This is a genomic window from Polaromonas sp. YR568 (assembly GCF_900116715.1).
Classification (GTDB): Bacteria; Pseudomonadota; Gammaproteobacteria; order Burkholderiales; family Burkholderiaceae_C; genus Polaromonas.
This window is the reverse complement of record NZ_FPBM01000011.1, coordinates 81,905-107,500: the sequence shown is the minus strand read 5'-3', so window position 1 is coordinate 107,500 and position 25,596 is coordinate 81,905. Positions and strand designations below refer to the sequence as shown.

At 65.5% G+C, this 25,596-nt stretch carries 14 protein-coding genes (1 of these 14 running past the window's edge); 7 read left to right on the top strand and 7 right to left on the bottom strand.

The features are described 5' to 3' along the window. On the bottom strand, nt 1–1,542 hold the 5' portion of the coding sequence (locus BM408_RS19940; RefSeq protein WP_092132161.1) for a xanthine dehydrogenase family protein molybdopterin-binding subunit. 768 nt of this gene lie to the left of the window's left edge; the window shows 1,542 of its 2,310 coding nt (coding positions 1–1,542); it begins with the start codon at nt 1,540–1,542; its stop codon lies beyond the left edge, outside the window. Beyond that, nucleotides 1,539–2,018: a (2Fe-2S)-binding protein gene (locus tag BM408_RS19935; protein WP_092132160.1), complete on the bottom strand. Its 480-nt coding sequence runs from the start codon at nt 2,016–2,018 to the stop codon at nt 1,539–1,541. The genes BM408_RS19940 and BM408_RS19935 overlap by 4 nt, the downstream gene beginning before the upstream one ends. A 207-nt stretch (nt 2,019–2,225) precedes the next feature. On the opposite strand from BM408_RS19935, the gene BM408_RS19930 reads away from it, so the two are divergent. The 7 genes from BM408_RS19930 (at nt 2,226) to BM408_RS19900 (ending at nt 9,679) form a co-directional block, all read left to right on the top strand. Continuing rightward, nucleotides 2,226–4,154: an ATP-binding cassette domain-containing protein gene (locus tag BM408_RS19930; RefSeq protein ID WP_092132159.1), complete on the top strand. Its 1,929-nt coding sequence runs from the start codon at nt 2,226–2,228 to the stop codon at nt 4,152–4,154. Nucleotides 4,155–4,291: 137 nt separating this feature from the next. Beyond that, nucleotides 4,292–6,037, top strand: a complete 1,746-nt coding sequence (locus BM408_RS19925) for a phospholipase D family protein (protein WP_092132206.1) — start codon at nt 4,292–4,294, stop codon at nt 6,035–6,037. Between the two features lie 155 nt (nt 6,038–6,192). Continuing rightward, complete coding sequence (locus BM408_RS23280) at nt 6,193–6,519, top strand: EndoU domain-containing protein (RefSeq protein ID WP_092132157.1); 327 nt, start codon at nt 6,193–6,195, stop codon at nt 6,517–6,519. 2 nt (nt 6,520–6,521) lie between these two features. After that, nucleotides 6,522–6,986: a hypothetical protein gene (locus BM408_RS19915; protein ID WP_092132156.1), complete on the top strand. Its 465-nt coding sequence runs from the start codon at nt 6,522–6,524 to the stop codon at nt 6,984–6,986. A 187-nt stretch (nt 6,987–7,173) separates the two neighbouring features. Continuing rightward, nucleotides 7,174–7,584, top strand: coding sequence for a hypothetical protein (locus BM408_RS19910; protein WP_139237385.1), 411 nt, complete (start codon nt 7,174–7,176; stop codon nt 7,582–7,584). 418 nt (nt 7,585–8,002) lie between these two features. Beyond that, complete coding sequence (locus BM408_RS19905; RefSeq protein WP_092132153.1) at nt 8,003–9,295, top strand: flavin monoamine oxidase family protein; 1,293 nt, start codon at nt 8,003–8,005, stop codon at nt 9,293–9,295. Nucleotides 9,296–9,343: 48 nt separating this feature from the next. Next, on the top strand, nt 9,344–9,679 hold the full coding sequence (locus tag BM408_RS19900; RefSeq protein ID WP_092132151.1) for a hypothetical protein: 336 nt from the start codon (nt 9,344–9,346) through the stop codon (nt 9,677–9,679). A gap of 18 nt (nt 9,680–9,697) precedes the next feature. Here BM408_RS19900 and BM408_RS19895 read toward each other — a convergent pair whose 3' ends face one another. The 5 genes from BM408_RS19895 to BM408_RS19875 all read right to left on the bottom strand — a co-directional run bounded on the left by BM408_RS19895 (nt 9,698) and on the right by BM408_RS19875 (nt 25,457). Continuing rightward, a complete protein-coding gene (locus tag BM408_RS19895; RefSeq protein ID WP_092132150.1) occupies nt 9,698–14,062 on the bottom strand; it encodes a beta strand repeat-containing protein in 4,365 nt (1,454 codons plus the stop codon). Nucleotides 14,063–14,103: 41 nt separating this feature from the next. Then, a complete protein-coding gene (locus BM408_RS19890; protein WP_139237384.1) occupies nt 14,104–20,184 on the bottom strand; it encodes an SdrD B-like domain-containing protein in 6,081 nt (2,026 codons plus the stop codon). Between the two features lie 117 nt (nt 20,185–20,301). Next, a complete protein-coding gene (locus BM408_RS19885) occupies nt 20,302–22,950 on the bottom strand; it encodes a beta strand repeat-containing protein (protein ID WP_092132147.1) in 2,649 nt (882 codons plus the stop codon). A gap of 60 nt (nt 22,951–23,010) precedes the next feature. Further along, complete coding sequence (locus tag BM408_RS19880; RefSeq protein WP_092132145.1) at nt 23,011–23,511, bottom strand: DUF11 domain-containing protein; 501 nt, start codon at nt 23,509–23,511, stop codon at nt 23,011–23,013. A gap of 452 nt (nt 23,512–23,963) precedes the next feature. After that, nucleotides 23,964–25,457, bottom strand: a complete 1,494-nt coding sequence (locus BM408_RS19875) for an aminotransferase-like domain-containing protein (RefSeq protein ID WP_092132144.1) — start codon at nt 25,455–25,457, stop codon at nt 23,964–23,966. Nucleotides 25,458–25,596: the final 139 nt, after the last annotated feature.

Sequence of the window (25,596 nt, the reverse complement as noted above, 5' to 3'; positions counted from 1 at the left end):
GGTGATGGCATCCCCCGCCGACTTGATAGCCAGGCTGATTTGCCCGTCCGTATCCACCACCGCGCTGAGCCTGGCGACCTGCATGGGCCGGTAAAAGTCGTGCGTGGTGTCTTCTTCGCGGGACCAGATCAGCTGAACCGGCCTTCCGCCGCACTCCAAGGCCACCCGCACGGCCTGAGCCACGCAGTCCACCTCCAGCCGGCGGCCAAACCCGCCGCCCAGCAGCGTGACCGTGAGGTGAACATCTTCCGCCGCCACCCCGGCCACACGCGCGGCAACAGCCACAGCCATCTGCGGTACCTGCGTGGGCGCCCAGAGCCAGACTTTTCCGTCTTTGACCTGTGCCGTGCAGTTCATGGGCTCCAGCGTGGCGTGCGCCAGATAAGGCGCCCGGTACAGCGCTTCGACTTTCCGCGCAGCACCCGCCTCGGCCTTGCCGGTGTCGCCCTTCATATAGAAGGTATAGCCGTCTTCCTGGCCCAAGGCAGTCTCGAGCGCCTTTTCGATATCCCGGCTGTTCAGCCCGCCGGCGGGCCGCTGCTGCCAATCCACCGGCGCCGCCAGGGCTGCCTGCTGGGCCTGCCACCAGGTTTTCGCCACCACGGCCAAGCCGGCCGTCGAACCCGCATAACCCGGCAGCCGCACCAGGCGCTCCACCCCCGGCTGCGCCAGAACGGCATTCGCCTGAATCGCGCCCGCCGAGCCGCCCAGCATGGGGCACAGCCGCACCGCCGCATACAACATGCCCGGCAGCCGCACATCCAGCCCGAAGACAGCGCTGCCGTTGACCTTGGCCGGAATATCCGGGCGCGGGGCGCTGCGCCCTATCAAGGTCCAGTTCTTGCGGTTTTTGAGGGTCACCTCGCCCGGCGGCGTCACGGCGGCGAACTTCGCCAGCTCGCCATAGTGGGCAGACGGACCCGAGGGATGCGAAATCACGCCGTTTTTGACGCTCAGCTCATCCACCGGCAGTTTCCAGTCCAGCGAAGCCGCCCCCAGCAAGGACGCACGCGCGGTCGCCGCGGCCGTTCGCAGCACTTCCCAGGCATCGGCCACGCTGGAAGACCCACCCGTGGCATTGATGCCAAGCTCGCGGGCCAGCTTGCCCATCATCCATTCACCCACCCTGACTTTGGCGGGGCGCACGCGGGGCGCGCCCTCTGCCGAGTAGTCGTCTACCTCCAGGGGGTGAAACGGCAGGCTGCCGACCAGCATGGCGACGTTGCCGTAAATCGTGTCGGCGCCGGCCTGCTCCAGGCTCACCCGCAGCAGGGGCACATCCAGCTCTTCGGCCACCAGCATGGCCAGTGCGGTGTGCACGCCCTGCCCCATTTCGCTGCGCGGCATGGCCAGCACCACGCCGCCGTCGGCCTTGATCTTGATCCAGCCGTTAAAAACCACACCCGTCAGGTCGGGCTCACCGCCGGCCGGCCAGGGCTTGGCGGCACTGCCCAGGCGTGAACGGGCCGGCAGCAGGCACCAGCCCACGACCAGGGCCCCCGCGCCTCCCGCCGCGCTCAGCAGCCATGCCCTTCTTTTCATGCCTTGGCCTTTTTCACAGCACCGCCGGGCGCAACACCCGCCGCGCGCTTGATGGCCACCCGGATTCGCTGGTAGGTGCCGCAACGGCAAATATTGGTCATGGCGGCGTCGATGTCCGCGTCCGTCGGCCTGGGCGTTTTATCCAGCAGGGCGGCAGCGGCCATCAGCATGCCCGACTGGCAATAGCCGCACTGGGGCACCTGCTCCGCAATCCAGGCCAGTTGCAAGGCATGGGGCTTGTCCGGCGTGCCCAGCGCTTCAATGGTCTGGATGCGTTTGCCCACCACGGCGGACACCGGCACAGCGCAAGACCGCACCGCAGCGCCGTCCACCCGCACCGTGCAGGCGCCGCAGGCGGCCACGCCGCAGCCGAACTTGGTGCCCGTCATGTTCAGCACATCGCGCAGCACCCACAGCAAAGGCATGCCGGGGTCGGCGTCAGCCTGAACGGTCCGGCCGTTGATTTGCAGCTCCAAGGTCCCTCCTTCAGCGATCGGATCGCCGGAATGGACGACTATATCGACGAGGCTTGAGAGGCGATAGGGCGCGGACGCCACACCCGCTGCCTGCGTAATAACTTGTATTTAAGAGATGGTGCAAAAGGGAGCCATGCGGCCAAAGGAAGGCCTTGAAGGGCCTATAAAGAGGCCGCGTCACAACAGGGGCGGATAATCTGCCCCCTTATGGCACTTATTACCTTACTGGACGCCCAACTCGCTTTTGGGCACGTCGCGCTGCTGGACCACGCAGATTTTTCCCTTGAAACCAACCAGCGCATCGGCCTGATCGGCCGCAACGGCACGGGCAAGTCGTCCCTGCTGAAAATCCTCGCCGGCCTGGAAAAACCCGATGATGGCACGCTGCAGCTGCAGCAAAACCTGCGCATTGCCTACGTGCCACAAGAGCCCAGCCTGGATCCGCACGCTACTGTTTTCATAGCTGCCAGCGCAGGTCTGGCAAGGACAAGGCACGTGGTGGAGCAATACCTGGCGGCCGACGAAAACACCGACCTCGACGCCCTGCAATCAGAAATCGAAGCCTTGGACGGCTGGACCTGGGAGCAGCGCGTCGAAGAAACCCTGCATCGCCTGCACCTGGACAAAGACGCCATCGTCGGTTCGCTTTCGGGCGGCACCAAAAAGCGCGTGGCGCTGGCCCAGGCGCTGGTCGCCAAGCCGGACGTGCTGCTGCTCGACGAGCCCACCAATCACCTGGACCTGGACTCCATCGCCTGGCTCGAGGAATTGCTGGTCAATTTCAACGGCAGCATCATCACCATCACCCATGACCGGGCCTTCCTCGACCAGGTGGCCACCGTCATCGTCGAGCTGGACCGCGGCAAGCTCAACAGCTACCCCGGCAACTTCGCCCAATACCTGCTGCAAAAAGAAGAACAGATGGCGCAGGAAGCCGTCATCAACGCCAAGGCCGACAAGCTGCTGGCGCAAGAAGAAATCTGGATCCGCAAGGGCGTGGAAGCGCGCCGCACCCGCAGCGTGGCGCGCATAGGCCGCCTGGAAGTCCTGCGCGAAAGCCGTGCATCGCGGCGCGACGCCGTCGGCCGCGTCAACCTGGATGTTTCCAGCGGCGAGAAAAGCGGCAAGATCGTCGCCGAGCTCACCGATGTGAGCAAAAGCTTCGGCCACCCCGGCAGCGAAAAGCTCATCGTCAACAAGTTCACCGGCACCCTGCTGCGCGGCGACAAGGTCGGCCTGCTGGGCCCCAACGGCGCCGGCAAGACCACGCTGCTCAAGCTCATCCTGGGCGAGCTGCAGCCCGACGTGACCACGCCCCCCGGCAAGATCCGCCAGGGCGCCAACCTGCAGGTGGCTTATTTCGACCAGATGCGCGACAGCCTGGACCTGGACGCCACGCTGGAAGACTTCATCAGCCCCGGCAGCGAGTGGGTGGAGATCAACGGCGCCAAAAAACACGTCAAGAGCTACCTGACCGACTTTCTGTTCTCGCCGGCGCGCGCCAATTCGCCGGTGCGCACGCTTTCGGGCGGCGAGCGCAACCGCCTGCTGCTGGCGCGCCTTTTTGCGCGCCCGGCCAACGTGCTGGTGCTGGACGAGCCCACCAACGACCTGGACATCGACACGCTGGAGCTGCTGGAAGACCTGCTGCAAAACTACGAAGGCACGGTTTTCCTGGTCAGCCACGACAGGCGCTTTCTGGACAACGTGGTCACCAGCACCATTGCCTATGAAGGCACGCCCGAGAACCCGGGCTTCTGGCGCGAGTACGAAGGCGGCGTGACGGACTGGATCACCCAGTCCAAGCGGGCCGCGCAGATCACCGGCGCCGCAAAAGCGCCCGCATCGCCTTCCAGCGCCAAAGCTGCCAGCAAAACCACGCCTCAGCCCGGCAAGAACGCCGCCGAGCCGGCTGCCAAAAAGAAACTGAGCTACAAAGAGCAGCGCGAGCTCGACGGCCTGCCGGCGCTGATCCAGCAGCTCGAGTCGCAACAAAAGGCCATCGAGCAGGAGCTTTACGACGGCACGCTCTACACGACGAACGCCAAGCGGGCGGCGGAGCTCAATGCACGCAACACCAAGATCGAGGAAGAGCTGATGGAGGCGCTGCAGCGCTGGGAAACGCTGTCGGCTTAAGACGCCCAGCGTAAGCGCCCACTAGCGCAGACATGCCCGGCTTGCGCAGTCAAGCCGGGCTCCTACAACAAGAGTAGCCGCCAGCGCAGGCGGCGCCGGTATTCCCTACATCTCCTTACGCTACAGTGGTCTGCACCATGCCGACCACCCCCAGCGCCCTTTCCTGCAAGCTTCCCCGCAAGCTTTCCCTCCCGGCGTTCCGGCGCGTGCTGCCGGCGCTGGCCATCGCATTCACCGCTCTGTGGCTCGCCGGCTGCGCCTCGCTGCCCAGCGAGGTTGAACGGCCGGTCTCCACCGCCCTGGCCAACCCGGCCGAAACCCGGCTGGGCGCGCTGGTCGCCGCCCGCGCCGCCAAGGCCGGCACGCGCAACGACTCGGGCTTTGCGCTGGTAGGCGATGCCGAGCTGGCCTTTACCAGCCGCATGACGCTGATCAAGGCGGCGCAAAGGACGCTGGACATCCAGTACTACGCCATCTTTGCCGACGACACCACCGAACGCATGTTCGAAGCCCTGCGCGAAGCCGCCGGCCGCGGCGTGCGCATCCGCATCCTGCTGGACGACTTCAACACCTCGGGCAAAAACGCCCAGGTGCTCAAGCTCGCTTTTGAGAAAAACTTCGAGCTGCGCCTCTTCAACCCCATCCCGGGCGGGCGCGGCTCGCTGATGTTCCGCATCCTGGGCAATCTGAAAGACGCCGCGCGCATGCAGCGGCGCATGCACAACAAGATCTTTGTGGCCGACAACGCGGTGGCCATCACCGGCGGTCGCAACCTGGGCGAAACCTACTTCGGCCAGAGCGAAGGCACCAACTTTGTCGACATCGACGTGCTGGCCGCCGGCCGCATCGCGCGCGACCTGTCGGCCAGCTTTGACCAGTACTGGAACAACCCGCTGGCCTATCCGGTGCAATCGCTGATGACAGCCGAGCAGATCGATGCGCTCAAGCTGCCGCCCCCAGGCCCCTCCAAGAACCTGGATGACCCCGCCACGCTGGCCGCCACCACGCAGGCGGCGATTGCCAAATCGAATGCCGACGCCGCCACCAGCGTCAACAGCACGACCACCACACGCACCACCACCTCACCCAGCGGCGTCACAACGACCATCGCGCCGCTGCCCGATTCGGCCGATCTGCGCCTTCTCACCTGGACCTGGGCGCCCTCGGTGCTGCTGGTCGACAAACCCTCCAAAATCGCCGCCGACGCCGACTCCACCGAAGAATCCCAGGACACCGCCGTCGACGGCCTGCTGCAGCTGATGGCGCAGGCCAAAGGCAATCTGCTCATCGTCTCGCCCTACTTCGTGCCCGGCGAACGCATGATGAAAGGTTTTGCCGAGCTGCGGCATCGCGGCGTGCGTGTGCGTGTGCTAACCAACTCGCTCGCCTCCAACGACGCGCCAGCCGCACACGTCGGCTACGCCCGCTACCGCAAGGCCTTGCTGGAGATGGGCATAGAAATCTATGAAATGCGCGCCGAACAGGAAGGCTCCTTCAGCAGCTTCGGCTCCGCCGCCCTGGCCGGCGGCTCCACCGGGGGTTCCACCGGCGGCTCACGCGCCAGCCTGCACTCCAAAGTGGTGGTGATGGACGACCGCCTGCTGGTCGTCGGCTCCATGAACCTGGACCTGCGCTCACAACTGCAAAACAGCGAAGTCGCCATCGTCATCCGCAACCGCGCGATTTCAGCCGAAGCCACAAAGCTGATTGAGCCGACGCTGGCCGGCGGGGCGTACCGGGTTGAGCTGGAAGACGGCCAGCTGGTCTGGCGGGCGCCCCAAGGGTCGCCGCTGAAAGACACCCGGGTGGAGCCGGACGCAAGCTGGGGCTTGAAGTTGATGCTCAAGCTGATTGGGCCATTTGCGCCAGACGAGATGCTTTAAAGGAATATTTAAGCATCCTTAATCTCCAGGCCAATGAATACGAGCGCAAGAAGCTACTAATTTAATAGCCTTCTGTTGCCTCAAAGGCCCAGCCTGTCGACCTGCCTGTTGCCTGATCTTTCCGTTGACCCACAAATGCAAAATTCTCTTGCTGAATCGAGGTAACACTCCTTTCGGAGCTCCCGCCCAAACCTAAAATTCCGCTTGCCTCAAGTACACGGCTTGGCGCCAAGAAAAAAACGGAATCAGGGAGGGCGAGATGGCCAAGCCACAAAATCGATAAGGTCGGAAATTTGCAGCCCTCCACCTTCTTCAGTCCCTTATGGTCACAGGCCCGGATTGAGTATGAGGTGGCGCAGGCATTTAAAGTTAGGCAGCCCACGAGTGTGCCCAATCAATGGCGCGGCACAAGCCCTGCGGGGATAGAAATACAGGGATATTCCACTCCAGCCAGAACTACTTTTTATCCAATAGGTAATTGAGCATGACGTACAAATTGGTAGCTCGAACCATCCAGTGCATCGCAGACGACGATCCCAGCGTCAAGTGGGATAGTAAATATATTGGCGTAATCGATTCAGACATGCCCAGTCAGAAGGCTGCACGCGTAATGTGGGATGCCATCGCGTTACCTTTCCGAGTGATGTGCGCTGCGATTAGTGGGTTTTCTTTACATTCTGTAGAAAGCGGACTGGAAAAAATTGCTCAAATCGAGCGAGGCGAAATCATTAAATCGAGCACTGGAAACGATGCTGTGGCGGCCATATTTGATGCCACCAAAACTATTTTCTGGTTCGAGTTTGGGTTTAGCGAGCGCTACGTTGATGACGGGCTTGGTGAGGAGGGTGGCGAAATCACGCTGGCTCAATTTAAGTTAGTGCTCCAAATTTACTTTCAGTTTTTGCGCGACCCGGAGCGCAAACCCATTGAAGTGCCATTTCCTGAATAGTCCAACCCCTCATGGTCCCAAGCCAGGATCGAGTATGAGGTGGCACAGGCGTTTAAGGTGAGAAGACCGGCGTCAAATGGTACGGGAGATATTGGAACGACTCCGAGTGGTCTGGAGATACAGTTCTTCATTGGTGCCTTGCGGACCACTTTCTATCCCACTGGAAAATAGTCAAGAAGGACACGGTATGAATTTATGGCTTAGGTGTCAACCTCGTTCCATCGTCGTATCTGAGGGTCGGGAATATTGGCGCTCGACTATCGAAGTTGGCTCGATTCAAGGTGCTGTTGGAATTGATTCTCCCTACAAAACCATGTGTGGTGCGATAGATGAATTTATTGATGTCGAGTATGGAGAAGGCGTCCTTGAAAAAGCGTTCGCTGCTGAAACGGCTACAGAAGAAATCGAAGCGGAAGGCCATGCATATATCTGCTGGTTGAGCAAAGAAGGCGTGGTATTCGAATTCCAGTACGGCGAAAACGGTCCCGAAAAAGGTGGTGAAGTCACCTTGGGCCAGTTCAAGCTGGCCGTCCAAACATACCTCCAGTTCCTGCGCGACCCCGAGCGCAAATCCATTGAAGTGCCATTTCCTGAATAATTCAACCCCTCATGGTCCCCGGCCAGAATTGAGTATGAAGTGGTACGCATGTTTAAGGTTCGGCAACCAATCAGCGTGCCTAATTAGTCAATCTATCCGGAATATTCAGTGCCAGCGACTACTTTAGGGAATGTCTGAACAAGTGCACTGATCATGCTGTGGCGCGTTGCTGAATGCAAAGGAGCTAGGGAATATCTGAACAAGGCTGATTTGTTGAATTGCGCTGAAGTCTGCCCCCCGGGGGGTCAGACTTCAGCGCAATTCAACAGCCAGGCGCCTCACAAGCCCAAAACCGCTTCGCAACCAACCACAGCGGCTGTAATCCCCTGTAATCGCCCCAACCGCCCCCCAACCCTAAAGTAAGTTCCAAGCCGCGCAGCGCACCCGCGCCAAAACCGGCGCACCAAGGAACTGCACCATGAAAGTAGCCATCGTAGGCGGCGGCCTGGCGGGCATTGCCGCTGCATATACCTTGCTGGGGGATCCAGACGTCACCGAAGTGCATCTGCTGGAGGCCGACGGCGGCTATGGCGGGCGGGCTTCGACCGACACCACCTCGATTCCGGGCTTCGCCTTTGACATGGGCGCGCAGTACATCCAGGACCCGACCCTCAATCCGCTGACGCAGATTGCCAAAGACCTGGGTTTTGAGACCATCGAGGAAGAAGACGAGTACATGCTGCGAGTCGAGAGGGACGGTGAGTGGGAGGACGTCGCCACGACCGATGAGGAAGTCGCGGCGGTGGTGAAAAGCATCAAGACGTCTTACAACCTCGCCAAGAAAAAACCCAATGTCGTCGTGGCCGCCAAGCCCCGCTTTGACACCCAGGTGGAAATGTTCGGCCACGCGACCTCGCCTTACGGCCCTTTCACCGAATCGGCCGAGACCTGGCAGTACCTGGCGGCGGACCGCGCGCGGGAAGGCCCGGGCGACGGCTCCGCGAACCTGTTCGTCAAGCGCGGCATCGGCACGCTGGTCTCGGCCTACGGCCAGCTGCTGCCGGGCCTGCACAGGGATCGCTACAAGGCGCGCTTCGGCACCCGCGTCACGTCCATCACCCACAGCGACAGCGGCGTGACCGTGGCCTACGCGAACGGCAGCGTGGCGGTGGACGCCTGCATCGTCACCGTGCCGGTGTCGGTGCTGGGCAGCGGCGCCATCACCTTTGAGCCGGCCCTGCCCGCCGCCTATAAAAACGCGCTGAAGGCTCTGCGCCTGGGTTCGTACAAAAAACTGGCGCTGCAATTGCGCGTGGCGCCGGCCGATATCGAGCCCGGCACCAATTACTACCTGATCGAGGCGGAGCCCGAGGGCGTCTGGCAGTACTACCGCTTGCCGCACAACCCACTGGTGCTGGTGGCCCACGCCGCGGGCGACTTTGCCGCCGCGCTGGACCGCATGGAAGACAGAGACGTGTATGCGCTCTTCAAGGCCAACCTCAAGGAGGCCTACGACAACAGCATCTATTACAGCAACGGCAAGGCCATCACCAACTGGAGCGACGACCCGAGCGCGGGCGGCGCCTATTCGTACACCGCCTTCATAGGCGGCGGGCCGGACGACCCCGATGCGCTGAAGGCCCGCAGCGACCTGGGCGTGCCGCTGGGCAAGCTGCACTTCGCGGGCGAAGCCACCAACCTGAAGTGCTACGGCACCTTGCAGGCGGCGTATTTCGAAGGCGTTCGCGCGGCGCGGGCCATTCTGGCCTGAACCGCAAGGACACCCCATTTTTTCAACGACAGGAACAGGAGAAGACCCATGCGCTATTTACAGGTATCCAAACTGACCCTGGCCAATGCCGGCTACAGCGTTCCGGCCCAGGCCAACACTTTCTTTCCCAAGAACAGCCCGAGGGATCACATCCATCTGGGCGTGCCCACCAGCTACATGGACGGCGACAGGCAGAAGTTCGCCGAAGACGGCAACGTCTTCGTCACCTATGTTTCTTTCAAGCGCGATGACGCCTTCTGGTTTCGCCTGGCGCACAACGACGCGGACGGGTACTTCTCATTTCCTTCCGGCCATTCGCCCGACGAATTGCCCGAGAGCTGGGTCACGGCTCTGCGCGCCACGGGCGTGGTACGCGGGCTGTAAACCCCGGGCCGGCCGGACCTACTGGTCGACCTTGACGCGGTAAGTAACCACCAGCTGCGCGCCTGAGGCCAGCGATCCGGTGAAGGTCCACTTCAGCGCGCCCTGCGCGCCCACGGCCGGCTGCGTTGTCACCGTGCAGGCGGTGATGCCGGCGGGCAGCGCGCCCGGGCAGGTTGCGGAAACAAAACCGGTGAAAGCCGTGGTGGAGTCGCTCACAAACAGCGTGGACAGCGGCTGCGTGCCGTTGTTGGTGGCTGTCAGCGTGTACTGCAGGGTGTCGCCCGGGTTGGCGTTCACGCTGGTCGCGGCGGGAATGGCCTGGGTGACGTTGCTCACCAGCTTGGTCAGGTCCAGGTCACCGGCCTGGCCCACGGTGGTGATGTCGGTAACGATCAGCGTGCTGACGGCCAGCGCCGGGGCTGAACCGGTGTAGGTAAAGGCGGCGCTCACCGCGACGCTGTTTTGCGCGCCCTGGCCGGCGCCCGCGGGCACAAACTGCTTGACGATGAGGCACACGGTTTGCCCGGCGGTGACGGTGAGCGGCACCGGAACCTGGGTTTCGCTGGCTTCCAGCACCGCATTGCAATTGCTGTCCTGATAAAGCACCTGGTTCCAGGCGGGGCTGGCCGGCGTGGCGGTGCCCAGCATGGAGAAGCTGACCTGCCCGCCGGTGCCGGCCTTATAGGTATGGGCGTGGGTCACGACCGTGCCGGGCTGGGCCGTCTGCGCGCCGTTGGGCCCGAAGGTGTTGGGCGCCACCATGCCGAAGCTGATGCCGGTGCGGGTCACGCCTGAGCCGGCGGTGTAGCTCACGCTGGGCCGGGTGTAGGTGCCGCCGGTGGTGCCGGCTGAGCCGCCCGTGGCGGTGTAGCCGGCCGGCAGCACGGGCGTGATGACCACGGTGCCGCTGGCCGAAGCAGGTATCCAGAGGATGAAAGTGCCGTCGCTGGCGGTGGGTTCGCTGTCCAGCGTCGTCGCGCCCTGCATGGCGTTGACGGCGATGGCGGCCAGGCCCGGTTCGCTGGCGGACTTGACGCCGTTGTTGGGGCCGCCGCCGGTGCCGTTGTCGGCAAAGACATTGCCGCTCAGCGAGCTGCCGTTATAGAGGCCGAAGTTTTTCGGCGACGGCGGCGCCGCGCCGACAGCCAGCTGGATCACGCCCGTGGGGTTCTCGGTGCCTATCCATCCTGCCGGGTAAGCCGGCGCGATATCGCTGGGGGTGGCGTTGCCGTCGAGCACCAGGCAGTAGCTGCCTTCTGGCACGCTGGACAGGCTGTAGGCGCCGGTGCTGAGGGTGACCGATGCCGACGCCACGGCGGGGCCGGTGCAGACGCCGCCGGACAAAGGCACCAGCTTGACGAACAGGGGAATGGCGCCGCCTATGCCGGTCTCGCTGGCTTCCAGGCTGCTGTTGTGGTTCACGTCGGCATACACCGTGCCCGTGATGCCCCGGCCGGCGGTGCTGGTGACGGGCGCCGCGCAACCCGCGCTGGGTGTGTTGGCCGCGGTACAACTGGTGGGCGTGGGCGGCGTGGTGCCGCCCGTCGGGTCCACCGAGGCGTAATTGGTGGTGGCCGCATTGCTGGTGGCGGTCACGGTGATCACCACGGAGGAGGTGCCGCCGCCCGCGGCGATGCTGCCGCTGTAGTTACAGGTCACCAGCGCGCCGCCGCCGCCGGCTGCCGAGCACGACCAGCCGGTGCCGGTGCCGCTCACATAGGTCAGGTTGGCGGGCAGCTGGTCCAGGATGCGGGCGGTGGTGGCCGCGGCGGTGCCGCTGTTGGTCACGGTCAGCGTGTAGGCGCTGTTGGTGAAAACCTGCAGCGCCGGTGAAGGTGCCGACTTGACCAGGCCCAGCACGGGCGCGGTCGGTGTGTTGGTAACGGGGGCCGCGCAACCTGCGCTGGGCGTGTTGGCTGCGGTACAGGTGGTGGCTGTCGGCGGCGCGGTGCCGCCGCTCGGGTCGACCGACGCGTAGTTGGTCACCGACGCCGAGCTGGTGGGCGTGGCGGTGAGGGTGATCACGGCGGTGCCGCCGGGTGCGATCACGCCGCTGAAGTTGCAGGTGACCAGGGTGCCGCCCGAGGGCGTGCAGGTCCAGCCGGTGCCGGTGGCGCTGACAAAAGTCATGTTGGCGGGCAGCTGGTCCAGCACGCGGGCGGTGGTGGCCGCGGCATTGCCGCTGTTGGTCACGGTCAGTGTGTAGGCGCTGTTGATGCCTACGCTGAGCGCGGGCGACGGCGCCGACTTCACCAGGCCGAGCACCACGCTGCTGGTGACCGGCGCGGCGCAGCCGTCGGTCGGCGTATTGGCGGCCGTACAGGTGGTGGGAACCGGCGGCGCCGTGCCGCCGTCGGAGTCGACGGCCGCGTAATTGGTGATCGCCGTGGTGGTGTTGGTCGGCGCGACCGTGATGGTGAGCACCGAGGTGCCGCCGCCGGCCGCGATGGTGCCAGCGAAGTTGCAGGTCACCAGCGTGCCGCCGCCGCTGGCCGCTGTGCTGCAGGTCCAGCCGGTGCCGGTGCCGCTCACATAGGTCAGGTTGGCGGGCAACTGGTCCAGCACGCGCGCCGTGGTGGTGGCGATCGTGCCGGTGTTGGTCACGGTCAGCGTGTAGGCGCTGTTCACACCGGTCTGCAAAGCCGGGGAAGGCGTCGATTTCACCAGGCCCAGGATCACGATGGTGGGCGTGTTGGTCACCGGCGCCGCGCAACCGGCGCTGGGCGTATTGGCGGCGGTACAGGTGGTGGGTGTGGGCGTGGCCGTGCCGCCGCGCGGGTCCGTTGAGGCGTAATTGGTCACGCTGGCCACGCTGGTGGGCGTGGCCGTGATGGTGATCACCGAGGTTCCGTTGGTGGCCGCAATGCTGCCGGTGTAGTCGCAGGTGACCAGCGTGTTGCCCGAGGTGCTGCAGGTCCAGCCGGTGCCGGTGGCGCTGACAAAGGTCATGTTGGCGGGCAGCTGGTCGACGACGCGCGCCGTCGTGGTGGCCACCGTGCCGGTGTTGGTGACGGTCAGCGTGTAGGCGCTGTTGGTGCCGACTTTGAGCGCCGGTGAGGGCGCCGACTTGACCAGGCCCAGCGTCACGATGGTGGGCACGTTGGTCACCGGCGCCGCGCAACCGGCGCTGGGCGTGTTGGCTGCCGTGCAGGTGGAGGCCGTCGGCGGGGCGTTGCCCCCCGTGCCCACCGAGGCACGGTTGGTCACGCTGGTCACGCTGGTGGGCGTGGCGGTGATCTGCACCGAGGCCGTGCCGCCGCTGGCCGCGATTGTGCCGACAAAATCACAGGTCACCAGCGTGCCGCCTGCATTGGCGGCCGAACTGCAGGTCCAGCCGGTGCCAACGCCGCTCACATAGGTCATGTTGGTGGGCAGTTGGTCGAATACACGCGCTGTATAGGCCGGCGTCGTGCCGCTGGTCGTGACCGTCAGGGTGTAGGTGCTGTTGGTGCCCACGCGCAGCGCCGGGGTGGGCGCCGACTTGGTGATATTCAGCGTCGGGAACAGCGGCGTGAGGGTGACGGAACCGGCGGCGCCGGCCGTGCCGGGGCTGGCATTGGCGGTGGCGCCCGTGCCGCCCAAGCCGCCCGTGGCGGCTGTCGTCGGTGTTGCGACGCCCAGGCCGGTGTTGGAGCAGGACCTGCCGCCGCCCGCCTGGGTGGTGTTGTTGGGTGTCGTGCTGTCAGGGTTAAAAGCGCCGCCCACGCCGCCGGGGCAGCCGCCGCCGCCGCCGCCGCCGCCACCACCGTCGGTGGTGGTGGTGCCAACCCCGCCCACGCTGCCAGGCAGCGTGCCGGTCAGCAGGGAGTTCAGGCCCACGCGGCCGGCCACATTCAGCGCGCCGCCCTGGCCGCCGCCGCCACCGCCGCCGATCACCAGCGCCACATTGGCAGCCGTGGCGACCACGCTGGCGCCGCCACCGCCGCCGCCGCCGCCTGAATAGCCATTGCAACCGGCCTCGCCGGCCTTGCCGCCGGCAATACCGCCCGCGCCGCCTGCCGAGCCGCCGGCGCCGGCCGAGTTGGTGCAATCGTGCGTGCCGGTGGAGGTATAGCCTTCAGCACCGCCGCCGCCCACATACACATTGATGACGGTGCCCGGGGCCGCGTAGTAAATCGACGTGGCCCTCGTGCCGCGCCCGCCGTTGCCGCCGGCGCCGGGAGAGTCGGATGCGGCGCCGCCGCCGCCGCCGCCGGCCGCCTGGATCTGGATACCGCCGGCCCCTGCGGGAATGGTGTAGGTTTGCAGCGCGCCGGTGAAGTTGAAGGTCGTCTGCGCCATCGCCCAGGGCGCGGCCAGCAACAGGAAGGCGGCGCCCCATGCGGCCCGGGCGGCCCGCGCACCCCGGAAGAGGCCGCGTGACGACGCCGGCTTGCTTGGCATGCCAGGGCTGGGGAAGGGCCGTTGGGGGCGTTGAAAGAGCATCATGATTGGGGAGCCGCCGTGCGGATAGTAGCTGGCGTGGCTGCGGCATCGGTTCCGCCGAGCACGTTCTCGTCAAACTTGAAGCGTACACGCAGATAGAGGCCGCGCTGGGTATAGGCCTCGCCCGTCATGTCCGAGGCCTTGAAACCCTTGAAGTTGTAGCCCACCGACACCCACATGTTCTTCCAGGCGAGGTAGCCGACTTCCACGCCGACGGCGGTCTCGGCGGCGCCGTCGCCCCACATGCGGCTGGCCTGCAGGCTGACGTCCCAGTTCTGCGTGAGGTTCCAGGTGGTCCTACCGCCTATCAGCTGCGTGAAGGAGCGGCTACTGATGCCGTTGGACTTGTCGCTGCCCCACTTGGCGGCGTAGCGCGCGCTGGTGATCCAGTTGCGGTTGGGCTGCACATTGAGGTGGGTGGAGAGGATCAGGCCGGACTCGTCGCGGTTCAGGCCCGGGCCGAGTGTGCTGTCCGCATCTTTTTTGTATTCGATGCGGCCCAGCGCGTTCCACACGTCGGTCTCGACGGGGCGATAGGCCACGCCGGACTGCGCCGTGATGAGCTCGCGCTTGCCGCCGCCCACGCCCAGGTTGGTCTGCTCGCTGTAGAGGCCGCGGTTGAGCATGGTCCAGCTGTCGTCCAGCTTGTTGGCCAGCGCGCCGGTCAGCAGCCAGCTGTTCGAGGTGGTGGAGGTCTGCCACTGCACCTGGCCGGAGGCCTTCCAGGTGGCCGCTGCCGTGTAGTCGGCGCCCAGCGTCACGGCGCTGGAGTCGTCGATGACCACGCCCGACAGCGGCTTGATGCGCTGCACGCTGGCGGTCAGGCCCACGCCGTTGTCCAGGCGCCAGAGGCGGCGCAGGCCGATGGCGGCTTCGCTGCTGCGGCCGTTGATGCTGTCGCCCATGCGGTATTCGTTAAAGAGCTGCGTGCTGTCGGTCAGCTCGGTGTTGAGGCCGGCCACCGTGGTGTACTGCGCCGTCGAGGCATTGAGCGTGTAGACGCTCTTCAGGCTGTTGACGAAGTCGTGGCGCAGGTAGGCGCGCGTCGTGGAATTGATCGCGTAGTTGCCGCCGACACCGACTTCACGGCCGCCGCTGCCGTCGATGGCGTACTCGGCCTGGCCGTAGACGTCGGCCTGCGGCACATCGGGCACGGGCACCGTGACCTTGACGCGCGCGGTGGTGGTGCCGACTTCTTCGGACGAACCCGCCGCCAGCGCCGTGGCCGAGGGCACGATAGGCACGGTGGTACCTGGCAGGGCCGGGCCCGACAGCGCGGCGGCGGTGTTGGCGCTGCTGTAGCGCACGCCGACTTCCACTTTGACGTTGCCGGTCATGCTGTGCTCGAGCTTGAGCTCGGCGCCGGTTTGCGATGCGCCGGTGACGCTGTTGGCGGTGCGCAGCGCTTCACCGACGACGCGGTTTTTCTCATCCACGGCGTAGCCGATCTTGGCGCCGTATTCGGACTGGCCTGCGGACTGCACGCTGTTGGGGTTGTAGAAACCGGCGCTGGTCTTGGCGCCCCAGACGCGTGCCTGCAGCGCCTGGTCTTCGTGGCGGATCTCGACGCGCTGGCCGGAGCCGTTGCCTTGCAGGTCGGTGGTGCTGCGCGCGATTTCACCGGTGGCCACGGTCTTTTCGCCGAGCTTGACGGTTGCGTTCAGGCCGTCCAGGCTCTGGCGGTCGGCCGGGTTGGTGTCGCGCATGGCCGAGGCGCCCAGGGTGATCTCGGGCGTGACCTGCAGGCGGGCATCGGCGCCGGCAACCGTGTGTTTGGCGCCGCCGGAATCGACCGAATAGCTCACCCGCACGAAGATGGGATTGAGGTCGGTGTCCACGCTGGGCACCGGCGCCTTGAGCAGCAGGCGGCCGCTGAAGGGCTCGATCTCGTAGTCGGTGAACTGCGTGAGCGGCGTGTTGTTGATGATGACCGAGGCCTGGCTGCGGCTGCGCGTGAGGATGTCGACCTGCTGGCTGTTGACCACGCCGTTGATGTTCAGCATGAAGGGGCCGGAGGTGCCGTTGGCGCGGAATTCCTGCACCAGCTGGGTGGTCGAGGTGCGGCTGGCAAAACCTTCGACGGTGACGGCGCCTTCCTGGTAGCGGCCCTTCACGCCGTTGAGGGCGCGCGAATACTGCGTCAGTTGGCGCGCCGCGTTGTCGCTTTGCGTCGAGTAGTCGCCCAGCAGCGCGTAGTTGGTGCCGTTTTGCAGCATCACGTACAGCTTGCCGGTGGACTGCGCGTCAAAGCCGCGCGCCGACGAGTCACCGTAGACCGGGTAGAACTGGTTGGGCTGGATGTCGCGGAAGAGCGCCGTGTCGCCGGGCTTGTCGGAGTCGTAGGCCAGCGTCAGCAGCGAGGAGCCCAGGACCTTGCCCTTAAGGAAGAGCGCGGTGCGCGCGGCGACGTTGCCCTTGCCGCCGCCGAAGCTGCGCGAGGCGCTCTGGATCTGGCGCTCAAACACATCGCCGCTTTGGGCAGGCTGCAGCGCCGAGGGGCTGAGGCTGCGCAGGTTGATCGTGCCTTCCACGATACCGGCGGCAATCATGGGCCGCAGGTTGGGCATGAACTCCATGGCGGCCGTGGATTTGACGGTGCCGCTGGTGACGACGAGCTCGGCCTTGCCGGGCTGGGCCGGCGGCAGCAGCAGGAAGCGGCCTTCGCCGCCTTCGACAAACACCTGCGTGCCGGGCTGGCGCGCGTCGAGGTCGGGGGTTTGCCACTGGCCCAGGCTGGCCTGCAGGCTGACCTGGGTGCGCGCGGCCACCGGCAGGCCTTGCGCATCGCGCAGGGAAATGATGACGGGCACGGCGGTGGCGCCGTCGGCGATCAGCTGCGCCGGGGCGCCGATGTCGATTTTGGCCAGCACGCCGGGCACACGCACCGTGATCTGCGCCGTGCCGCGGGCATTGCCGAAGCTGTCGAGGGCGCGCACAGACAGCGTGTTGCGGCCGGGCTTCAAGTCCACGCCGATGTATTCCCAGGCCAGGACCTTGTTCTTTTCCAGGCTGCTCTTCTTGCCGACCTGCGTGGCCGCCACGGGCTGACCGTTGACGGTGAGTTCAAAACGCGCGCCCAGCGGGCCCTTCACGCGGACACGGGTCTGGGCCACGGGCAGCAGCTGGTCGTCCACCAGGCCGACAAAACCGGTGTCGCCGTTGAGCTCGGGCAGCAGGTCTTCCAGGGGCTGCAGGGCTTGTTCAGCCGCAGCGGCTTCGGCGCCGGCGGGTGCGGCAGGCTGCACTGCCGCCACATTGGCGGGCGTGAAGATGGGCTGGGGCACACGCACACTGGAAGCGGCGGGGCCGCCGGTGTCACCCACGGCGCCCAGCGTGCCGATGGAGCCGACGGAGCCTATAGCGCTCGTGACGCCTGACAGCGGCGCAACGGTATTGCCGGCGGCGTTGTTTTGCTGGGCGCCGGGCAGGCCCATGGCGCCGCTGGCGGGCAGCGTGCGGCTGTCGGTGGCGATGGCGCCGCGGTTGCTTTGCAGCAGCAGGCCGGCGGCCTGGGTGATTTCAGACGGGTTGCCCAGTGCCTTGCGGCGCGCGGCGATCTGGTCGCGAATGCCGGGTGTGCACTCGGCGATGGCGAAGTCGGCCTTGTGCAGCTCGCCGTTGATGAGGTCCACAAAGCGGCTGCCGGCGTCGAAGGCATTGCGGTTGCCCAGCACAGCCAGCGTGGCGCCTGCGGGCAGCGTGATGTTGTCGAGCTTGGCCACGTGGGTGCGCGGCTCCAGGCCGTAGAAGCTGTACTTGCCTTCTTCGTCGGTCACGGCATAGGTGCCGTCTTCCAGGTAGATGCGCACGCCGGGAATGCCCGGCTCGCCGGCGTCCTGCACGCCGTCGCGGCTGCAGTCGGCAAAGACCTTGCCGATCACATAGGCCTTGTTGGAGAACACGCCGCCCACCACTTGCACGCGCACGCTGGAGCTGTTGGAGCGCACAGCGCCGCTGGCGGCCTGGGCCGTGTTGACGCCGTTGCCGCTCTGGCTGCCCGCACCGATGCGCACGCGGTAGGTCAGCACGGGCTGCGCACCGGCGGCGAGCGCGCCCACGGCGAACTGCAGCGTGGGGCCTGCGCCGCCTGCGGGGTCGGCCAGCGCCGCGCCGTTCAGGCGAGCGGTGCCGCGCACGTAGGCGAAGCCGGCCGGCAGGTTGTCGCTGACCACAACTGCAGGAAGCGGCACGGTCGCGACGTTGTTGATCTTGACCGAATAGTCGACAAAGTCGCCGACTTCGGCGGTCTTCTTGTTCGCGGTTTTCTGAATAAAGAGGCCGCCCGTGCCGCCGCCGGGATCCATGGGCAGGTCGAAATGTACCGCCACGCCGGCCACCAGAAAGTTGCCACCGTAGGAGCCTGGCGTGTCGATCAGGCGGCCGGCCGGCTGCAGCGCCGCGGGCGACTGCGAAGGGAAGGAAAAGCCCGCAGGGGCGGTGACCACCAGGCGGTAGGTGCTGTTGAGCACCAGCGGAAATTCATAAAACCCGTCGGCGCCGGTCACGACGACGCTGGGCGCCGGCGTCACGCCGTCCATCTGGAACACCACGGCCGGGCCGCCGGGGCTGCCGCCGTTGCCGGCGCCGGTGATGTCGATCAGCTGCACGGTGGCGCCGGCGATGGGCTGGTTGGTGGTCGAGTTGTAGACGGTGCCCGAAGGGTCGACCAGCAGCGTGGTGGTGGCCGACACCGAGATGCCGCCGCAAGCCGTGATGGTGGCGGTCACCGTGTCGTTGCGCAGCACTTCCAGGATACCGTCGCCAGAAGCCACGATGTGGGTGGCCGCGTTGGCCGTGGGAACGCTGGGCAGGATGCGGAAGATGCCGGTGTTGGGGCCGGTTTCGACAGCGGTATAGGTTTCCGAATCGCCGGTGAGCTGGCTGACGATGGTCACGGGCACCGTGCCAATGGTGGCCGGGTCGGCGTTGCAGATAGCCGCGTCGGTCTGCACGTAAAGCGGATTGCCGGGGGTGCTCTGGGTGGCGCGGTTGGTGTAGCTGTTGTTGGTATAGAAGAAGATGCCTGCCGCGCGCGCGGGCAGCGCCAGCACCACGGTGTTGCTGGTGGTGGTCAGCGGTGCGCCGGCGTCGGTCCAGTCGGCGTAGGCTGCGCCGCTCACGTTGCCGGCGGCGTTCGAATTGACCATCACGCTGAAACGGCCCTGGAACAAGGCGCCCTGCGCCAGGCCGGGAAGAGACCAGGCCACCGCGTCGACCACGCCGCCTGCCGGCACCGTGGTGACGTAGCTGTTGGCGGCCGCGCCCGTCAGGTGGTACAGCGTTTGCGCGCCGGCGTTGGTGGCGGCTTGCGCCGAGGTGAAGGTCGTGTTCACCGGCACGGGCGCGCGCAGGATGAACAGCGTGGCGGGGGCGCCGTTGACCGTCACGTTGGCCGGGCTGGCGGCCATGTTGCCGTTGTTGGTGGCCCTGGCGGTGAAGTCGAGCGCCACGCCCTGGGTGGCGCTGGCAGACGAGGCCGCGTAGCTGACCTGCACGGCCGCGCCGTTGGTCAGGTTGATGGTGTCGGTGTTGACGGCCGTGGCGCTTTGCAGCTGGCTGACCGCGCGCAGGGTGAGCTGCGCCGTCTGGCCGGGCACCGCGCCGGCCGGGATCTGGCCGGTGATCAAGAGGCCGGCCGTGGCGCCAACAGCCACCGGCACCACGCCGCCTGCGGGCACCACGGGCTCACCGGCATCGACCAGGCCGTTGCCGTTGACGTCCAGCACCACTTGCAGGTTCAGCGGGGTGAAACCGCTGCCACCGGCCACGCTGGCCGTGATCAGGTAGTTGGTGGCGGTGTTGCCGGTGTTGGCCAGGTTGTGGTTGATGGTGAAAGACGCGCCCACACCGATCAGCAGATTCTGGCTGGCATTGAGCGTGAGGGCTTCCAGGGCCGACACCGTGGTGTTCACGGTGTTGGAGTTGATGCGCACCGACAGGCCCGTCGTCGCGTCCACAAACGTCGCGCTCGCCGTATTGCTGATCACCGTCCCCGCCGGGGTCGGCGCTGCCTGTGCTGCTGCCCAGAAAAGCAGCAACATGCAGGAGATCAGCAGTTTGCGCAGCAGGCGAAAAAGCATGTGGGGTTGATCGGTGGTTGGTGTTTGCGGCAGGGCGTCGCTTTCCAAAGGGCGCGCTGTCGTGCCCTTGGAAAAGCGGGGAAGCTTTCGCTTCCCGCGCAAGAGGTCAGATCCGGGTTACGGGTTGATCCGCACACCGAAAGTCACGACAGCCGACTGACCGGGGGTCAGGGTGCCGATCGTCGCGGTGACGGTGCCGCTGGCGCCCGCTGCGGGGCCGGTGACGGTACCCACCGTGCTGGCAGCCGCGCTGCTCAGCGTCGTGTAGCTCGGCGTCGCATCCGAAACCACCACGGTGGTCGCGTTGGCGGAGCCGACGTTGGTCACGGTGATCTGGTACAGCACGCACTGGTTCGGACGGGCGCTCAGGGTGGCCGCCGCGTAAACCGTGCCGCCGGTGGCGCCGGTGCAGGTCGTGTCCAGGGATTGCGCCTTGGACAGCGTCAGGTTGCCGGCGATCACGGTGGTGCTGTCAACTGCGGTGGCCACTGCGGGAACCGTCGTCACGTAGCTGCCGTTGCTGGTCGTCACCGTGATGGTGGTGGCGTCCACAGCGCCTGGCGTTGCGCCGCTCGGTGCGATCACCTTGTTGAACACGGTGATCGATGCGCCGGGTGCGAGGCCTGCGGGCAGGACGCCTGCGGCATGCAGGGTGCTACTGATCTGCGGATCGGTCGCGTCGAGCACGCCGTTGGCGTTGGCATCGTAGTACAGCGCGGAAGTCCAGCCGGCCTGGTTGTTCGTGCCGGCCAGGGTCAGCGTGGAGACCGTGCCGTTGCCTTCCAGCACGTTACCCGTGTTGGTCAGGGTGTGGCTGTAAACGTAGGAGCCGCCTGGATAGGTCTGGCCCGCGCCGTTAGGCGTGAGGGTGATGGAGCGAACTGCATTCACGGTCACTGCGTCGTGCAAGGTATCCGAAGCATTCGACGTAGGCGACAGCGTACGGAAGTACAGCTGCGTGGTGCCTGCGACGAAACCTGCGGGAACGCTCACCACCGCGCAGACGACGGCGTTGCCGCCGGCGGCCACGGAGCCGGTGTTGGTGATGGTTGCGCCCATGGTCGAGCAGTTGCCTGCGCCGCCGTCAGCACGGAAGCTGACCGTCCAGCTGGCCGGCAGCGTCACGCTGGAGAAGTTGGCAACCGTGCTGGCGCCCAGGTTGTAGCTGTCAGGCGACGGGCCGGTGTTGTTGGCCACGATGATGAAGGTCGTCGAAGCACCGGGGTTCAGCGTGTTGGTGACCTGTGCGGCGGCTTCACCGTTGGCGAACACGCCCACACCGGGAACGCCTACGGCGGTCGGCAGGTTGTTGGTCGCGTCAACAGCGGAGTTGGCCACGGCGGTCAGCTGGTCGTTGGTGGTGGCCGACTTGGTCGGGTCAAACACGGACGTTGCCGTCTTGGCGATGATGAACGGCGCGCCGGTGTTGGTCGCGTTCGGTGGCAGCGTGGCTTTCAGGATCACGTTGTAGGTGGCGCCGGCAATCAGCGGACCCGTGTCAACCGTACCGTCGCTGTTGGTATCGACCAGCGGCGTGACGCCGTCGCTCTTGAACAGCTGGAAGGTCGTGCCTGCCGGGAAGTTGCCCGGGCTCAGCGTGATGTTGAAGGTGTCGGAGCCGTTGCCGGTGTTGGTTACCGTGTTGGTGAAGCTCACTGTCGAGCCGGGCGCGGCAGGGCCGGGCACGGTGGTGCCGGTCAGCGTCACGCTGGCGGTCTGCAGCACCGCGAAAGGCACGGTGTTGGAACTGCCCGTCACCGTGGTGGCGCCGTTGTTGTAAGACGTCGTGGCGGTGTTGTTCAGCGTACCGGGTGCGGTGCCTGCAGCCACGGTCACGCCGAAGCTGATGGTGCCCGACTGGCCGGCCGTAACCTGGTTCAGCGTCACGAGCAGGGTCTTGGTGCCCAGGGTGTAGCCCGAGGTCAGCGTGTTGGGCGCGGTGCCGCTGGCGCCGCCGCTGTCGCTCAGCGCCGTGGCGCCGGTAACGCTCCAGCGTGCGCTGCCTGCGGTGTAGGTCAGGCCTGCCGGCAGAACGTCGGTGATCGCCACGGCGGTGGCCGTGCTGTTACCGGTGTTCGTATAGGTCAGGGTATAGGTGATGGCCGTGCCGGCCGCGCCGCTGGACACGCTGGCCGATTTGGTCAGCGTGACAACCGCGTTGGTGGTCACAGTGGTCACGTCGGTGTTCGACTGCGTCTTGGTCGGGTCGAACACGCTGGTGCCGGTTACCGTGATGGTGTTGGTCTGCGTCGCCGTGGCGGTGCTCGGTATCGTGGCTACCACGATGTACTTGAACAGGCCGCCGGCAGCGAGTGCGCCGGTCGACGTGATCGCGGGGCCCGTGGGCGAACCGCTGCCGTTGTCGGCAAAGATCTGCACGTTCGCGCCTGGAATGGTGAAGGCGCCGGCGTTGCTGGTGGTCAGGTTGAAGCTGTCCGTGCCGTTACCGGTGTTGGTCAGGGTGTGCGGGTAGTACACCACGCTGCCTGGCGTCGCGTTCTGCGCGCCGTTGGCGGCCAGCGTCAGGCTGGCGATCTGTTGCACCGTGGTCTGCACCACGTTGGAGGTCACCGTGCGCGTTACGCCCGATGCATCCGAGTACGTGGCCGAGGCCTGGTTGCTGATCGACGTGCCGGCGGGCGGCGGTGCGGCGTGTGCCGCCATACCGGCCATCACGAGCGCGAAGGCGACGAACAAACCCACAATCCAGTGGGTGAAGAAGTGCGGCAGCCCTAATGGCCGCGGACTCGGGGGGTTGGCATACATGGCGTTTTTCTCCTGGCTACAAGACAACGGTGAATCGACAAACAACTAACAAAATCGGGGTTACGGTTTGGCGGCGGAAGCCACGACCGGTGCATCGATGCGGGTGCGCAGGCTGACCACCGTGGTGGCGCCCGCGGGCAAGGTGCCGATTTCCCAGCGCAGGGCGCGGTAGTCGGCCAGCGGCACGGGTTCCTGGCGCGTGCTGCCGTCGGCCTGCTTGACCATGCGGGTCAGCGGCATCGGGGCGAAGGTGGTGCCGTCCGTCGAAGCCTGGGCCTGGGCCGGCTCGGCGCTGGCGGCAATAAAGGTAGTGCCGGGCGGCACGGGCACGGTCGCCAGCAGCTTGGCTGCAGGGGTGGCGCCTGTGTTGCGGTAAGTGGCGCTGTATTGCAGGATCTCACCGGGCTTGCCGTCGCCGGCAGGCTTGAGAACCGGCTTGCCGGCCACCATGTCTACGCGCTGCGCGAGCAACTGCGAGCTCACAGGCGAAGCCTGGGCCCAGACAGCCTGGCCCAAGGCCAGCCCTGCGGCAAACATGCACAACTTCAGAATTGGTTTCATGGGTCACGTCCTTTCAGTTACATATCGGCGAGAAAAACGCCGTCAAAATCTGCCGCACACTGCGGGTAAACATGTATGCAATTACATGTAGCAGGACGTAACTTTATGTTACTTATCAGTTTCTATATGCTCGATTCCTTCACATTTAGGCTGTTAATTAGGAAAAAGTCCTAAAACTTGTGAGAAAAATCGCAGATTTACGGATTTTTCGGCCAAATCTGAGAAATAGGTAACGTTTAATTACACTGACTTGGAAGCCCGGTATGGGCAGGCGTCGGCCGTTTTTTGTGAAAAATTCACCAAAAACGGCACAGGAACTCGCACCCGGCTTGTATCCGTGCAAAGCCGGCCCTGCCTCAAGAGGCGAAGGGTTCAAAGGCGTGAGGAGCTGCCGCCGCTTCCGCGCAGAACCGCGCAATGCGGCGGCGGAGAGGGCAAAAAAGCGGTGTTTATTACTTCACCGCATCGCGCAGGCGCGCGAACACTTTCCAGAAGGCGGCTTCCTGCGTAGTCGCGAAATTGATCCGCATCAGCGTGCTGGGCGCACGCACCGCATGAAATAGCGCCCCCGGCGCGATCAAATAACCTTCGTCCAGCATGCGCTGCGCCAGCGCATCGGTGTCCACGCCGGTATCCACCCAGCCGAAAAGGCCCGCAGGCTCGGCCGCGAAGGTGCAACCGTGGGCGATGGCCAGCTTGACGCTGCGGGCGCGCGCCGCGTCCAGCCGGGTGCGTATGCGCTCGGCGTGGCGGCGCAGCTGGCCCTGGTCTATGCACCAGGCCAGGGCTTTTTCAAGCAGGGCCGGCGTGGTCAGCGTGGCCAGCAGCTTGGTGTCCAGCAGCCGCTCCACCAGGTCAGGCGGCGCAGCCATAAAGCCCACGCGCCAGCCGGGCGCGAGGATTTTGGCAAAACCGCTGACATATATAGTGCGTTGCAGGCCGTCGAGTGAGCACAGCCGGGTGGCATGCTCGGGCGCCAGGTGGCTGTAGGTGTCGTCTTCAACAATATGGAAGTTGTGCTGCATGGCCAGCTGCAACACGCGGTGGGCGCTGCCGGGCGTGAGGCAATAACCGGTGGGGTTGTGGAACACGCTCACGCTGACAAAGAGCTTGGGCTGGTGGATCTCGCAGTATTTGGCCATCACCTCCAGGTCGGGCCCGTCGGCGCGGCGCGGCACCGGCAGGATGCGCATGCCCAAAGCGTCCAGCCGGGCAAACTCCACCGCCCAGCCGGGCTCCTCCACCATCACGCAGTCGCCGGCGCGCAGCAGGGTGCGGCTCACGATGTCCAGCGCATGCGTGGCGCCCACGGTGGTGATGATCTGCTCGGGCACGGCGTGCACATTGAGCGCGCCCAGTTTGTGCGACAGCGCGCGGCGCAGGCCGCTGTCGCCCATGGGCTCGCCGTACTGCAATGAAAAATCGCGCAGCGCGCTGACGCTGGTCACCTTGCGCACCGCCGTCGGCATGAAGCTGGTCTCCAGCCAGTCGGACGGGAACACGCCCATGCCCGGCTGCGGCTTGTTACTGACCTTGTGGAACATGCCGCGTATCAGCGCGGTGGCGTCGACAGGCGCCTGGCGCGTGGCCATCCAGCCGGCCGTGCTCCAGGCGCCCAGCGGCGCCAGGTCCACCACGGCGTCGGCCCCGGCGGGCGCGCCTTTTTTGCTGACTACCGCCTGCAATTTATTGGCGTGGGTGGAGGTAGCGTTCAGCGAAGCATCGCGGACAAAAAAACCGCGGTTCTTGTGCGCCACCACCAGGCCCTGCGCCAGCAACTGGTCATACGCGGCCACCACGGTAGAGACGCTCACGCCCTGCTGCTCGGCGCACAGCCGTACCGAGGGCAGGCGCGCGCCCGGCGCCAGCAGGCGGCTGCGGATGCGTTCGGCAAAGCGGGCCGAAAGCTGCTCGGTCAGGGATTGGGAGGCGGCTTTCATCAACATGGCGGGGTCCTTCCTGGGGCCTTGTGTCAGAGGGCGGGCTAAAGGCTGTCTGGATGTGTGCTGATAATTTGACCAATACAGTTTGGGGATTTGTGCCGACAACTGTATTGGTGGTGTACTGCTTTCAACTATAAAGTCT